The 14260-nt window shown below is 48.3% G+C and carries 12 protein-coding genes; 4 read left to right on the top strand and 8 right to left on the bottom strand.

Going from position 1 to position 14260, the window contains the following annotated elements:
- Window positions 1–226: 226 nt before the first annotated feature.
- Complete coding sequence (locus QZ323_RS03240) at window positions 227–892, bottom strand: M15 family metallopeptidase (protein ID WP_294632724.1); 666 nt, start codon at window positions 890–892, stop codon at window positions 227–229.
- 253 nt (window positions 893–1145) lie between these two features.
- Here QZ323_RS03240 and QZ323_RS03235 point away from each other — a divergent pair, with 253 nt between their 5' ends.
- Window positions 1146–3566 carry a glycoside hydrolase family 2 TIM barrel-domain containing protein gene (locus tag QZ323_RS03235; RefSeq protein WP_294632722.1) on the top strand — a complete coding sequence of 807 codons (2421 nt, stop codon included), beginning with the start codon at window positions 1146–1148 and terminating at the stop codon, window positions 3564–3566.
- A 233-nt stretch (window positions 3567–3799) separates the two neighbouring features.
- Here the strand turns inward: QZ323_RS03235 and QZ323_RS03230 are convergent, their stop codons facing one another.
- From QZ323_RS03230 to aroQ, 7 genes are all read right to left on the bottom strand, one after another.
- Window positions 3800–4603 (bottom strand): LytTR family DNA-binding domain-containing protein, encoded by an 804-nt coding sequence (locus tag QZ323_RS03230; protein ID WP_294632720.1) that lies wholly within the window; start codon window positions 4601–4603, stop codon window positions 3800–3802.
- A gap of 3 nt (window positions 4604–4606) precedes the next feature.
- Window positions 4607–5395: a DUF5668 domain-containing protein gene (locus QZ323_RS03225; protein ID WP_294632719.1), complete on the bottom strand. Its 789-nt coding sequence runs from the start codon at window positions 5393–5395 to the stop codon at window positions 4607–4609.
- Window positions 5396–5633: 238 nt separating this feature from the next.
- On the bottom strand, window positions 5634–6866 hold the full coding sequence (locus QZ323_RS03220) for an FtsX-like permease family protein (RefSeq protein ID WP_294632717.1): 1233 nt from the start codon (window positions 6864–6866) through the stop codon (window positions 5634–5636).
- Window positions 6863–7195 carry a 30S ribosome-binding factor RbfA gene (gene rbfA, locus QZ323_RS03215; RefSeq protein ID WP_294632716.1) on the bottom strand — a complete coding sequence of 111 codons (333 nt, stop codon included), beginning with the start codon at window positions 7193–7195 and terminating at the stop codon, window positions 6863–6865. The genes QZ323_RS03220 and rbfA overlap by 4 nt, the downstream gene beginning before the upstream one ends.
- Window positions 7196–7335: 140 nt before the next feature.
- A complete protein-coding gene (locus QZ323_RS03210) occupies window positions 7336–7965 on the bottom strand; it encodes a class I SAM-dependent methyltransferase (RefSeq protein WP_294632715.1) in 630 nt (209 codons plus the stop codon).
- 91 nt (window positions 7966–8056) lie between these two features.
- Entirely contained in the window at window positions 8057–9514 is a 1458-nt protein-coding gene (gene pyk / locus QZ323_RS03205) for a pyruvate kinase (protein ID WP_294632713.1), read from the bottom strand.
- 20 nt (window positions 9515–9534) lie between these two features.
- A complete protein-coding gene (aroQ, locus tag QZ323_RS03200; protein WP_294632711.1) occupies window positions 9535–9960 on the bottom strand; it encodes a type II 3-dehydroquinate dehydratase in 426 nt (141 codons plus the stop codon).
- A 99-nt stretch (window positions 9961–10059) separates the two neighbouring features.
- On the opposite strand from aroQ, the gene xerD reads away from it, so the two are divergent.
- From xerD to QZ323_RS03185, 3 genes are all read left to right on the top strand, one after another.
- Window positions 10060–11010 carry a site-specific tyrosine recombinase XerD gene (xerD, locus tag QZ323_RS03195; RefSeq protein ID WP_294632710.1) on the top strand — a complete coding sequence of 317 codons (951 nt, stop codon included), beginning with the start codon at window positions 10060–10062 and terminating at the stop codon, window positions 11008–11010.
- A 138-nt stretch (window positions 11011–11148) separates the two neighbouring features.
- Window positions 11149–12840: a tetratricopeptide repeat protein gene (locus QZ323_RS03190; RefSeq protein WP_294632708.1), complete on the top strand. Its 1692-nt coding sequence runs from the start codon at window positions 11149–11151 to the stop codon at window positions 12838–12840.
- A gap of 252 nt (window positions 12841–13092) precedes the next feature.
- Window positions 13093–14169 carry a TlpA disulfide reductase family protein gene (locus QZ323_RS03185; protein WP_294632706.1) on the top strand — a complete coding sequence of 359 codons (1077 nt, stop codon included), beginning with the start codon at window positions 13093–13095 and terminating at the stop codon, window positions 14167–14169.
- The last annotated feature ends 91 nt before the right edge of the window (window positions 14170–14260 follow it).

Raw genomic sequence — 14260 nt, 5'->3', positions numbered from 1 at the left:
ATTGTGTCCTATTGGTAGTTTTTATTTCATTTGCGCAAATATAGGCAATTTCCGCTTAGTTCGGTCAGGCTCAGGAAGATAAAGTGCTTTTCGACTATACTATCCACGGATATTACCAAATATAAGTGCGTGTGTCATAGCAGGATAGTAAAAAAGCCCAATTAGTACTAATTGGATATTTAGCACTAATTGCCGAATTAGTACAATAACTCCTTCGTATCATTCCTCATGGGATCACCTTATACCTTTGTTTAGCCTCCTGCCGGCTGCACCAATTAAAGTGCCACCACTCGCTGGGCAATGTACGGAACCCTGCGGTACGCATGACATTGCGCAACAACTGGCGGTTAGCCTGCTCCTGTGCGGTCATCTTTCCGCTTCGCACCAATGCAGCTTCGTCCGTAATATGGGCTTCTATACCAAGATGGTCCACCTTTGTACCCATCGGCAGGGGAGTACCCGTTTCATCTAAGATACTGATATCTACTGCCAGACCGTAGTTGTGTAGTCCGCCGCCACGGGCGGGATTGGAGACATAGATATATCGGGGAGTACCCTTTACCATATTCCACATTTTCTGCTGTATGCTCATGGGGCGGGCGGCGTCATATACGATCAGGCGGTAGTGCGGATGATGCTTTTTCAGTTCCTGTTGCGCGCGTAGCAATCCTTTTAGGGCATCGGGGTGCAGGTATGCTTCGCGCAAATCTTCGTACAGCACCTGCCCGGTGAAGTTGTCGGCGTGGGCGTACATCAGGTCGACGGCGATGGTACTGTCTGCTTCGGCAATGTTTACGAAGCCGAGGCTCTCCAAATGGCAGGCAGTCTGGCTTTGTTGTGCCGCAAGAGGAACAAAGCAGAATGCCAGTAAAAGATAAAACAGATGTCTCATATCGTTCTTTTAGGGGCGCAAAGATAAGAATTAGCAAAGACTTTCGGTGTGGCTCTGTTGGAGAATTATGTGGTTCGGTGGTGAGTTCATCGGGCGCGGGTATCAGAATACACTATCTTCAAGCAAATTTTGTTAAATAAGGATGTGTTTCTTTGTATATATCCTGCTATTGCCTATATTTGGATAATATATCTAAATTTTCGCAAAAGACAATAACCCAAATATTCATATTAAAACTAATGGTATTCAGATTATGACAAAGAAACTTTTAGGCGTAACATTTCTCGGGCTTGCCTGCTCGATACTTCCCCTTGCGGCAGCCTCCGATTCGGACACGATAAGCCTCGACCGGGGTTGGTTGTTCAGACTTGGCGATGTGGCAGATGCCTCCATTACTGTAAAGAAAGCGCTGGAAGAAGAGTGGCGCGAGGTGAACGTGCCGCATGACTTCCAAATCGAACAGCCTTGGGTGGCACCATCGGCGGACGAGATGGCGGACATGAGTGATGCCGGAGCCAATATCAAGAGCCGCCTTTCTGCACGTGGATTCAAGGAGATGGGCGGAGGATGGTACGTCAGGACCATCACTCCGGATGCCGCACAGAAAGGAAAACGGGTGTTGCTCGATTTCCAGGGAATCATGTACTATGGAGACGTTTACCTCAACGGGACGCGCATCGGAGGTACGGACTACGGCTACGTCGGATTCGAGATAGATGTGACGAACAAACTGAATTACGGACAGGAGAACACGCTCGCCGTCTATGCCAACACGGGAGAGCCGAAGCAATCGAGATGGTATACTGGCGGCGGGCTGATCCGCGATGTGAAGCTGATATATACTGACCCGCAATTGTATTTTATGCGCCATCCGCTCTATATCACTACCAAGGAGAACAAGACAGTCAGTATCATCGCCAACGTACAATGCACCACCAAGGAGAACACTTTGAAGATGCATCTGATGGTAACAGCCCCCGACGGTTCGGTGGTAAAGGATGAAACCTTCGACGTCAAACGCAACCGCAACTACAGACAGGGACAGGAACTGGCTTTACCGCCTTTCGATGTAGCATCGCCTATGCTGTGGGACTGCGACACTCCCAATCTGTATACGGCACGCGTAGAATTGCTGCGTCCCGATGGCACCATAGCTGCCGTCACTTCACAACGTTTCGGCATACGTACCGTCGAGATCGGACCGGACTACGGACTGAAACTTAACGGAAAGAAGGTACTGCTGAAAGGCTATGCCAACCATCATACCAACGGCGCACTGGGCGCAGCCGCCTATCCGCGTGCCATGGAGAAGAGAATCAAACTCATGAAGGAGTACGGAATGAATCATATTCGTACGTCGCACAATCCCTACTCGGAGTCGTTCCTCGACTTGTGCGACGAGAATGGTATCCTTGTGGTGGACGAACTCTATGACAAATGGAACGACCAGTATGTAGGTGCCGGACGTCGCCCCTTTGCCGAACTCTGGTCCGGACATATACAGGAATTTATCACCCGCGACAGAAATCATCCGTGTGTAGTGATGTGGTCGTTAGGAAACGAGTTGCAGTCGTACAGCGACATGCCTTACAATGACTTCGGCGTGACCATGTTCAAGCTACAGAAAACACTCGTCAACCGTTACGACGACACCCGCAAGGTGACCGTAGCCATGCATCCGCGCTACCGCAACTGGGAGACGGATTCACTGCCCTGCGACCTGGCAAAGGTGACGGACATACAGGCATACAACTACCGCTATATGTACTTCCCCGGCGACGGCAAACGTTTCCCTTGGATGACGTTCTACCAAAGCGAGGCATCCGTAGCCGCTATGGGTGAGAACTACTTTTCCATGAATCTCGACAAGGTGATAGGTCTTGCCTATTGGGGTGCCATTGACTATCTCGGCGAGAGTCACGGATGGCCGGCTAAGGGCTGGGCGCAGGGCGTGTTCGACATTGCGCTCGAACCCAAGCCGAAGGCATACTATATGAAGTCGTTCTTCATGCCCGACGAACCCTTGGTGCACATTGCCGTGACCGATACTAAAGGTGACCAGATGTGGAATGGCGTCCAGACCGGAAACGACGGACAGAGCGATCACTGGAACCGCAAGCCGGGAACGAAGCTCAACATCACCACTTATACTAATGCCGAAGAGGTGGAACTACTGGTCAACGGCAAGAGTTATGGGGTGAAACGCAACGACATCAAGAGCGCCAAGATGCGCAATCAGATACGCTGGAGCGACATCGAATATCAGGACGGTTACTGCGAAGCCATTGCCCGGACCGGCGGCAAAGTAGTGGCACGCCACAAGATCGAGACCACCGGTCCTGCCGTGGCACTGAAGATAGAGAGCGATAATCCCGATTGGAAAGCCGACGGACAGGATTTGCAACATGTGCGTGTAGTGGCGGTAGATAAGAAAGGACGCCGCGTGCAGACGGCGTTGGGCGAAGTGACCTTCACCGTAGCAGGCAACACTCCACTGGTGGCAGTAAGCAGCGGTGACCACAACTCCGATGAACTCAATGTGACCAACAAGCGCAAGCTTTATAAAGGTTCTGTGCTCGCCATCTTGCGTGCAGGCGACCAACCTTCTGCCGTCACCGTTACGGCAACCGCCGAAGGACTGAAACCTGCCAAGCTGAAACTGAGTACGAAATAAAGGGTAAACCGCCTCCGGTTTATCTCCGGTTTCCTGCGGTATAAGTTCAGATAAAAACCGTCTCGTGAGACGGATATATTTGTCCCGTGAGGCAAATAAATCCATCCCATGAGACGATTTTTTTTATCTCATGAGATGGATTTTTTCGTCTCACGGGATGATTTCTTTCATTTCACAGGACGATTTCTTTCATCCCGTAGGATGGATAGACCGACTTCACAGGGCCTCCTTATTCATATCCCCAATCTCTCTTTCAACAGCTTGTATCCCGTCAGGCTGACCCGCAGCTTCACCCCGTTCTTCAATAGCACCTGATAAGTCTCTTTGCCGAACAGTTCGACCCGCGAAATCTGTGTCACGTTTACAATCGTGGAGCGATGTATCCGCACGAAGTTGCCGGCGGGCAGATGCGTTTCGAGGTATTTCATGGTCTGCTCCTTGACGTACTCTCCGTCGGGGGTGACTAAGGTGGTATAGTCTCCGCACGCCTGAATATACAGAAGCTCGTCCACTTTGATGATATGTATTCTTGAGCCGTCTTTCACGGTGATCCGGTCGATGACCTCTTCTTGTTGCTCCGGCACTGCCGTTGGAGGCTGCGGCGTGGTGACTGCTTCTTCCCGGTTGGCAGTCTCCTTCATCACCAGCAAGTGGTACCACAGAATGACTGCCGTCCATGCCGGCACACCGAACAGGAGCCGGAAGGGTAGGGTAAAGGCAAAATCAATATAAGGTATACCCACTATCTTCACCATAATGTCGCAAACCATGAAGTTGCCCGCAATCCAGAGCACCACGCCCGATACGGCTGTGATGACATTGGTCTGCAACAGCGATACGTAACCTACCACAAACCATACCAAGTATGCCAATGCGGCAAACCACCCGACCGTCGCGATTCCGTCTACCAGTGCCGGAAGCCAGTCAGCTCCTGCATATCCCCACGCCAGTGCCGCCTGGATAATAGCCAGAGTCAGTGCCAACACAAACGTCGGAAACCAACGGTAAGGATAATCTATTATTGGATGCGCTTTCATACGTCAGTCTTTTATCTCGATGCCGCCAAAGGAGACGTTTCCACGGATGATTAGAGTACTCTTTTGGTCGATATTCGCTCCCTGCCAACGCCTGTCTACGCACTCGCCGGCAAAGGCGTTGCACTGGATGATCACCTTCCAGTCGGAAGGGATGTACAGCTCTATGCCGCCGCAGGTGCAGTCGATGTCGATGTAGGTCTCGCCCGGTGCAAGGTTCGTGTGGCGCAGGTCGATAACGGTTCCGCCGAATGAAGCCCGGATGCGAGCTCCTTTGAATAGTTCGTCCAGCACGACATGGCGTATAGAACCGAAAGCGTTGTCAGAGCGTAAATATCCGTCTTCCGATTGGCATTGCTGCCCGTTGTTTTCCGTATTCGGGTGCATGCGGCTATCTCTTTCTTTCTCTTTCCCTAGGCCGCAGGTTCTCATTTCGATTTCTATCCAGCGTTTTCTGTGGTGTGTTTTGACAAGGCACAAGATGCCTGCTGTGACGAGTATGGCGGGCCAGATAATGCCATGTAGGTTTTCCGGTAACCACGATAACCTGTCGAGCAGGAAGTAGGTGCCTATCAGAATGAGCAGGCTCCCGCCTACGTAACGTCGGTGCATCATCTTACCGATGCCTATCAGGATAAGTAGGCTGTGCCAAGAGACTATGGTGTCGAACGTTTCGTAACTGATCCACTCCATGTTGCGTGCCAGAAGCAATAGGCCGGAAAGGATGAGCAGTGAGGCGATGAAATACTTGCCCGATGGTTTTGCGTGAGACAGGGCGTTTGTTCTCTTTTCCATTGTTCTTATTGTTTAGAGGGTTATTGAATGTTATTCTACTGTGATCGGCGTCTGTTCCGTTGTTATCGGTTGACAGTTCAAAGGTAGGCGTATTATCTGGCGTGGCATAGCCCTTGCAGGTGATTCACGGTAGAAAACCCGATGAATCCCGACTATGAATCGGTGAATCTGGCGGTGTGGGAGGAGCTGTTTAACGCACCAAGCAGGCAGAGGACGGACACCATCGGCAGGCAGGATGTCACTTTTTCAGTAACCTTCGTGTCAGATAGCGCACCGGATACCACACCGAAAGGAAACCGACGGCAATGACCGTGATAAACACCACAACCACGTCCGAGGCATGTACGCTGACCGGATAGGCGTCGACAATGAAACTACCGTTGCCCCCGCCCAGTGAGATAATGCCGAAACGTTGCTGTAGATAGCAAAGCAACAGCCCGCAGGCAATTCCCGCAAACGCCCCGAACAGCGAAATCAAGCGCCCCTCGAACAGGAAGATACGGGCTATCAGGCGGTTGTCGGCACCCAAATTGCGCAATGTTTCCACGTCCTCGCGCTTGTCGAGGATGAGCATGGACAGAGAGCCTATTACATTGAAGCAGGCAATCGTCAGGATGAATGTCAGGAAAAGGTAGGAGATGAATTTCTCTATTTCCATGATGCGGAACACGTCCTCCTGTTGCTCATAACGGTTCTGTACCGTGAAGTCGTCTCCCAATATGCGGGAAATCTTTTTCTGCACGGCAGGCAGGTCGGCATCCGGTTTCAGCTTCAATTCGATGGCGGAGACCTCCGTGCCGTAGTTGAAGAGGTTGCGGGCAAAGTCGAGTGAGGTCAGGATGTAGCGTGCGTCATACTTCTGCTGGTTCACGACAAACACCACGCCAGGAGAGAACAGATAGTCGCGGTTGAAGGAAGAGGAAGGATTTGCCATGTTCACCCGCACATTGCGCTTGGGGGCATAGACCTGTAGCGGGTCGACAAACTGAAGCCCGGTGCCCAACTCGGATATTAGTTCCACCCCCAAGATGCCATAGTCCACGATAGAATCGTGCAGGATAAACTCTCCCGCGCCGTAAAGCAGGCTGTCAATGGAAGTTAGTTGCCGGAAGTTGTCTTCCACTCCCTTGATGACCGCCATAGCCTGGCGGTCTTTATACTGCACCATCGCATTCTCCTCCAGCGTCTCTGTCCAGACGGCAATCTCGGGCAAGGCGCGCACTTCTTGGATAGACGTTGTGCCCGGTTCGAACACCTTGCCTTCGCGTGCCATAATCTTCAGCTCTGGGTCGAAGGCAGTGAAGAAGCCTGCCACCATGTCTTGGAAGCCATTGAATACGGAGAGAGTACACACCAGCGCCAGCGTAGCCAATGCCACTCCGCACACCGAGATGCCGGAGATGATATTGATGGTATTATGCTTCTTCTTCGAGAAGAGATAGCGGCGGGCTATGTAGAAGGGAAGGTTCACTTCAGCAATTCATCTATTTTCTCAAGGTAATCCAGAGAGTCGTCCACGAAGAATTTCAGTTCGGGGATGATGCGCAGTTGGTGGCGTACACGGGTTCCCAGTTCGTAGCGGACGGATTTGATGTTCTCGTTGATGTTCTTGGTTATTTCCTTAGCCTTCTCCGAGGGGAAAACACTGAGGTAGGCGCGCGCCACGCTCAAGTCGGGACTGATGCGCACGGCGCTGACTGAAACCAACACGCCCGGCATGGACTTCGTCTGTAACAAGAAGATTTCGCTCAGTTCCTTCTGGAGCAAACGACATATTTTATTTTGTCTGGTAGTTTCCATATGATGTATTTCTTTAAATCTGAGACAAAATTACTGAAAATCTCCGGAAAAGCCGAACAAAAAGAAATAAAAGTCTACACAGAGCTTGCCGATGGGGCGCAGGCAATGGTAGGGAGGGGGACGATTGAGAGGAACAGCAGTTATTTCTTGCGGATAATCGTCAGTCCGTCGCGCAAGGGAAGAATCACCTTCTCCACTCGTTCATCTTGTGCGATGAGGTCATTGAAAGCCTTGATGCCTATGGTCTGCAAGTCCGTGCGATGCGGTTGCTCTTCGAGCACATGCCCGTCCCACAGCGTATTGTCGGCAATGATGTAGCCTCCATTGGAGAGGCGGGACAGCACCATCTCATAATAGGCTATATACTTGCGCTTGTCGCCGTCGATGAAGGCAAGATCGAAAGTAACGTCGAGTTGCGGAACCATTTCCAATGCATCTCCTATATAGAACTTGATCTTGTCTGCGTATGCGGAGCCTTCTAACCACGGGCGCGTAAAGTCTTCCTGCTCGTCATTGATTTCAAACGTATACAACATTCCGTCTTCGGGCAATCCCTCTGCCATGCATAGGGCGGAATAGCCGCTGTAGGTGCCTATCTCGAGGACGTGGTGGGGACGTATCATCCTGACGAACATTTTCAGCATACGTCCTTGCAGATGACCTGATGCCATGCGCGGATATAGTAACTTGAGATGCGTGTCCCGGTACAGGGCTTTCAGGTATTCGCCCTCATCGTCAATGTGCTGTAGAATATATTCGTCGATTGTCATAGGAAGTGGATGATGGGAAATGGGAAATGGAAAATGGAGAATGGAGAATGAAAATTCATTTTCCATTTTCCCCTTTCCATTCTCCTCTTATTTAAAGGTATCTGTTCTTATTGGGCAACACGCTCTCTTCGGCATACTTCAATGCGTCTCCTACGTTGTTGATTTCGAGGAATGAGGTCTGTGTGCCTGCTTTACCGCTACTTAAGTAGCCCACCATGTCGGTTTCGGACAAACGACCTTCTTTCACAAGTCGTCGCAGGGCGGCAAAATAGTATTCCTGTCCGTTGGCAAGTTCGGGCATGTAGATGGCCTCTACACCGTATGACAGTGCCAAATGGCGCATCGTTTTCTCCTTGTAGCAGATGGCGAGCACGGGAAATTTGCCACGGAAAGCAGCCAGATTGCGTGCCGTGCGCCCGCTGTAACTGTCGGTAATGATGGCACGCATCTTCAGTTTAGAAGTTGCCTTTACGGCTTGTTTGGCAAGGAAGGCGGTCACATCATTACTGTTTTCGTCCAGCGGAATGCGGATGTCGTTGTCGGGCAACTTGTCTCTCTCGGCTTGTGCGGCAATTTTGGTCATTGTAGCCACGGCATCCAGTGGATATTTGCCATATGCCGTTTCGCCGCTCAGCATCAGGGCATCTGTCCGGTAATAGATGGCATTGGCGATGTCCGTCACTTCTGCACGGGTAGGACGTGGGTTTGTAATCATGGTGTGCAGCATCTGCGTAGCCACGATCACCGGCTTCTTGGCAAGGATACACTTGCGAATCAACACGCGCTGGATGCCCGGTATGCGCTCTTGCGCCACTTCGATACCCAGGTCGCCGCGTGCCACCATGACACCGTCCGCCACTTCCAGAATCTCGTCGATGTTGTCCACACCCTCCTGGTTCTCTATTTTGGCGATGATACGGATGTCGCTGTTGTGTGCATCCAATATTTCCTTTATGTCGAGTACATCTTGCTTGTTACGCACGAACGAGTGGGCAATAAAGTCGATATCTTTCTCGATAGCATAGAGGATATTGTTACGGTCCTTCTCCGTCAGCGAAGGCAGATTAATGCGTACGCCGGGGACATTGACACTCTTGCGGCTTCCTAATGTCGCTTCGTTCTGTACCTCGCATACCAAATATTCTGGAGTCTTGTCTACTACTATCATCTCCAGATCGCCATCATCGATAAGTATATGGACACCCACCGATACATCGTGCACGAAATTCGGATAAGAAACAGAAATGCATTCACGAGTAGTGTGAAGGTCTGGGTTACCAACCACCTTCAACCGATCTCCCGTCTTATACGCTATAGGTTCGTCGCTGATGGTCGTACGGACTTCCGGTCCTTTGGTGTCCATCAGGATGGCAATGCGGTTGGACACTGTGCGCACATTGTTGATCAGTCTCTCAAGGCCCTCATATGCGGTGTGTGCTGTGTTCATACGAACCACGTTCATACCGGCTTCGAACAAGCTTTTTATAAAATCAACTTCACAACGCTGGTCAGAGATGGTTGCAACAATCTTCGTTTGCTTTAATAACATAGGCTTTATTAAATTATGAATTATAATGTTTCGTGAATCAACGCTTCGAGTGCCAGACGGTAAGAGTTCAGTCCGAAACCGCAAATCACTCCCTTGCAGGCACAGGCTATCATCGATACATGGCGGAAAGCCTCACGGGCATGCACATTGGAGATGTGTACTTCGATGACCGGAGCAGTGACTGAACGGATAGCGTCCTGTAAAGCAATGGAAGTATGGGTGTAAGCACCTGCATTTAAGATGATACCATCCACCTCGAAGCCGCTCTGTTGAATCCTGTCTATCAGCTCTCCCTCAATGTTTGACTGAAAATAGTCGATCTGTACATTGGCATACTTTTTACGGAGTTCGGCAAGGTAATCCTCAAAAGTAATACTGCCGTAAATGGAAGGTTCACGCTTGCCCAACAAATTAATATTGGGGCCATTAATTATTTGTATCCTCATAACACAATTTTTTATACCTTTGTCCCGGAAGTGACAATTCCGCATTCCAATTTATAGAACGGTACCGTCCTTTTTTGCGGTGCAAAGGTAAAAAAAGAAATGGAATTAGAAGAAAAAACAAGGGATAAGGAAAAAAAAGCCCTGATAATCAGGAAGTACCAGCAATATCTGAAGCTGGAAAAAGCTTTTTCCGGCAATACGATCGAGGCTTACCTGACTGACCTTGATAAGTTGTTGCGCTTTCTCGAAGAGGAACATATTGATATTCTTGAGGTTTGTCTGGACGATCTGAGGCGTTTTGCCGCCGGATTACACGACATCGGTATACATCCCCGCTCACAGTCGCGCATCATTTCCGGAATCAAATCATTCTTTCACTTCCTTACCTTGGCAGACTATCGGGAAGACAATCCCAGCGAATTGCTCGAAAGTCCCAAAATAGGATTCAAGATACCGGAAGTACTTACTGTAGAAGAGATAGATACCATCATCTCTGCTGTGGATTTGGGTAAAAAAGAGGGGCAGCGTAACCGGGCTATTTTGGAAACTCTCTACAGCTGCGGGCTGCGCGTGTCGGAACTATGCAACCTGAAACTGTCGGAACTCTATTTCGACGAAGGTTTTATTAAGGTAGAAGGAAAGGGTAGCAAACAACGCTTGGTTCCCATCTCGCCCCGTGCCATCAAAGAAATCAAATACTGGCTGATAGACCGTAACCAAGGGAAGATAAAAAGAGGATTCGAAGATTACGTCTTCCTAGCTCGCTGGGGGAACAACATTTCTCGCATCATGGTTTTCCACATGATTAAGGAGCTGGCAGAAGCGGCGGGCATCACCAAAAACATCAGTCCCCACACCTTTCGCCACTCTTTTGCCACGCACCTGCTGGAAGGTGGAGCCAACCTGAGGGCAATCCAGTGCATGTTGGGGCATGAATCCATTGCAACTACGGAGATATATACGCATATTGACCGCAATATGCTGCGCAGCGAAATCATTGAGCACCATCCTCGGAATATCAAGTTCCGAAAAGAACGCGAATTTCATTAAATTATAATAAATTTAGCCACTCATTTCATAATTTGACAAGAGATTTAATATCTTTGCAAGGCATTACCTTAGTGTTAATAGGCACTGGGAAGAACCAAATAGACTAATTTCAATTACAAACATTAAATTTTACCTAAGATGACTAAGAAATTGTATTTGCCTTTGTTAATGGCATTAATTGTTGCTCTTTCATCATGTGGCAACAAAATGGGTGAGTTATCCTCTGATTACTTCACCGTAACTCCGCAAGTATTGGAGGCTGTGGGCGGTAAGGTACCGGCTACTATCAACGGTAAGTTCCCTGAAAAGTACTTCAACAAGAAAGCTGTAGTAGAAGTAACTCCGGTGCTGAAATGGAACGGCGGAGAAGCTAAAGGACAACCTGCTACATTCCAGGGTGAAAAAGTAGAAGGTAACGATCAGACCATTTCCTACAAGATGGGTGGAAACTATACGATGAAAACTTCTTTCGACTATGTTCCCGAAATGGCAAAATCAGAACTCTATCTGGAGTTTAAGGCTACTGTAGGCAGCAAGACGATTACTATCCCTGCCGTAAAGGTTGCCGATGGTGTGATCTCTACGTCTGAGTTTATCGAACAGACTTTGAGTAGCGCTACTCCTGCTAATGGTGACGATGCTTTCCAACGCATTATCAAAGAAAAACACGATGCTAACATCATGTTCTTGATTCAACAAGCTAATGTTCGTGCCAGTGAATTGAAGACTGCAAAGGCATTCAATGAAGAGGTGAAGAACGTGGATGAGGCTGTGAATAAGAAGATCAGCAACATCGTTGTTTCTGCATACGCATCTCCCGATGGTGGTGTTAGCTTGAACTCTAAGTTGGCAGAAAACCGTCAGGACAACACTGCTAAGGTGATCAACCAGAATCTGAAGAAGGCAAAAGTAGACGCTGCTATTGATACGAAATACACTGCTCAGGACTGGGAAGGTTTCCAAGAACTGGTTTCCAAGTCAAACATCCAAGATAAGGAACTGATCCTTCGCGTTCTGTCTATGTACTCTGATCCTGAACAAAGAGAACAGGAAATCAAGAACATTTCTTCTGTATACAAGACTCTGGCTGACGAGATTCTGCCGCAACTGCGTCGTTCTCGTCTGACATTGAACTATGAGATCATTGGTAAGTCTGACGAAGAGATCGCTAATCTGGCAAACACTGACGCTAAGCAGTTGGATATCGAAGAATTGCTGTATGCTGCAACATTGACTAACGATTTGGCTAAGAAAGAAGCTATCTATACGAAGGCTACTCAAATCTATCCGAACGATTACCGTGCATACAATAACTTAGGTAAGTTGGCTTATCAGGCTGGTAACCTTGACAAGGCTGAAAGCTTCTTTAAGAAGGCTTCTTCTCTGAACAACGCCGCTGAGGTGAACATGAACTTGGGTCTGATTGCCCTGAACAAGGGTGACAAGGCTGCTGCCGAGTCTTATCTGGGTAAAGCTTCTGGTGCTAAAGAACTGAACGAGGCATTGGGTAACTTGTATGTTGCTCAAGGTCAGTATGACAAAGCTGTCAACGCATTTGGTAGCACAAAGACTAACAGTGCTGCTTTGGCACAGATCTTGGCTAAGGATTACAACAAGGCTAAGAACACACTGGCAAGCGTAGAGAAGCCGGATGCATATACTGAATATCTGACTGCTGTGCTGGGTGCAAGAACTAACAATGCTTCTATGGTAACCAGCAGTTTGAAGAGTGCTGTTGCTAAAGATCCGTCATTGGCAAAGAAAGCTGCTTCTGATTTGGAATTCGCTAAGTATTTTACGAATTCTGATTTCATGAGCATCATTCAATAATATGAAAGTTAAATATAAATTTTAATTTTCTCAAACGAATAACGGTTAGACTTCTTATGGATTTGTTCTTGTATATATGTGCGCATGTACATGTATGTTGAGAAAATAAATCTCCGTAAAGTCTATTGTTATAAACTGGAATTTTTTCCATTTTTTTTTTGGAAAGGGAATGCCTGACGTTGTGAAATGTTGGGCATTTTTTTTTGTTTTATCTGTAAAAACCGTACTTTCGCAAAAAAAGTTTTTGTAACAATGAAGAAAGTCTGTTTGTTATGCTTGTTATTAATCGGTTTGTTCGCTTGCGGAGGAGGGAAAAGCGAGTTTGTTAGTCTCAGTGGAGAGATTAAAGGGCTGGGAAACGATACGCTCTACTTGTATGGAATGGATCGAATGTATGACCGCGTGGATACGCTGGTCGTCAAGGAGGATAAATTCTCTGCTACGCTTGCTGTCGACACGTTGGTGTCTGTCGTCCTGTTGTTCAGTGATGGTACGGAATATCCACTCTTTTTGGACAAGGGAAACCGGATACGGATTGCAGGTTCTGATGCCGCCCTGTCCGCATTGCAGGTGGATGGGAATGCAGCTAATGTGGAACTGACTGCTTTCAATCAGGAACTGAAGACACTGGAAGTGCCTTCTGCCAAGGAGTTGGAAGAGCGGGCGGAAGGTTTTATCAAGAGCCATCCCGCTTCGTTGGCAGGCGTCTATTTGTTGGACAAATACTTTGTCCAAACCCTGAAACCCGATTTGAAACATATCAAGACACTGGCAGAAGGCATGATCGGAGAACTGAAAGACCGTCCGTATATGCGGGAACTGTTAAGTCGGATAGATGAAGAGGAGAAGGCGGAAATTGGGAAAACGGCGCCTTTCTTCCGTCTGCGTAATGCCAAGGGGAAGGAGATCACCCGTTCTTCTCTGAAAGACCAATATTTGTTGGTACACTTTTGGGCTTCGTGGGATAGTATAAGTCGAAGAGAGAATGCGATGTTCCGCCGTATCTACAAGAAAGAACAGAAAAACAAGGATTTTACACTGCTTGGCATATCACTTGATTGGGAGAAAGATCGATGGAAAGAAGCTATCAAGGCCGATACGTTGAAATGGGAACAGGTTTGCGACTTTGCCGGGTGGAATGGAGAAGTTGTCAAACAGTTTGCCATACGAAAACTTCCTGCCAACCTGCTTCTTAGTCCCAACGGAAAGATAGAAGGGAAAGACTTGGATGAAAAAGCTATCGAGCGAAAACTGAAAGATATACGCGAAGAGAATGAAAAGAAAGAAGCTGCAAAGAAGGTCACGGCAAGGAATAGGAACAGGCGATAGGGATTTTCTACTACGTGTTTCTTATGCTTTGTTCATCAAGGAACGTACTTTTGTTTCTCAAAGTTCATTTTTTTGTTTCTCAGGGCTTATT

The sequence above is a fragment of the uncultured Bacteroides sp. genome (genome assembly GCF_910585845.1).
Taxonomy (GTDB): Bacteria; Bacteroidota; Bacteroidia; order Bacteroidales; family Bacteroidaceae; genus Bacteroides.
This window is presented reverse-complemented; position numbering and strand designations above follow the sequence as displayed.

Bases quoted from the DNA above. Each gene is read 5' to 3' on its own strand.
- QZ323_RS03240 (WP_294632724.1), bottom strand. From the start codon at position 892: ATGAGACATCTGTTTTATCTTTTACTGGCATTCTGCTTTGTTCCTCTT.
- QZ323_RS03235 (WP_294632722.1), top strand. From the start codon at position 1,146: ATGACAAAGAAACTTTTAGGCGTAACATTTCTCGGGCTTGCCTGCTCG.
- QZ323_RS03230 (WP_294632720.1), bottom strand. From the start codon at position 4,603: ATGAAAGCGCATCCAATAATAGATTATCCTTACCGTTGGTTTCCGACG.
- QZ323_RS03225 (WP_294632719.1), bottom strand. From the start codon at position 5,395: ATGGAAAAGAGAACAAACGCCCTGTCTCACGCAAAACCATCGGGCAAG.
- rbfA (WP_294632716.1), bottom strand. From the start codon at position 7,195: ATGGAAACTACCAGACAAAATAAAATATGTCGTTTGCTCCAGAAGGAA.
- QZ323_RS03210 (WP_294632715.1), bottom strand. From the start codon at position 7,965: ATGACAATCGACGAATATATTCTACAGCACATTGACGATGAGGGCGAA.
- pyk (WP_294632713.1), bottom strand. From the start codon at position 9,514: ATGTTATTAAAGCAAACGAAGATTGTTGCAACCATCTCTGACCAGCGT.
- aroQ (WP_294632711.1), bottom strand. From the start codon at position 9,960: ATGAGGATACAAATAATTAATGGCCCCAATATTAATTTGTTGGGCAAG.
- xerD (WP_294632710.1), top strand. From the start codon at position 10,060: ATGGAATTAGAAGAAAAAACAAGGGATAAGGAAAAAAAAGCCCTGATA.
- QZ323_RS03190 (WP_294632708.1), top strand. From the start codon at position 11,149: ATGACTAAGAAATTGTATTTGCCTTTGTTAATGGCATTAATTGTTGCT.
- QZ323_RS03185 (WP_294632706.1), top strand. From the start codon at position 13,093: ATGAAGAAAGTCTGTTTGTTATGCTTGTTATTAATCGGTTTGTTCGCT.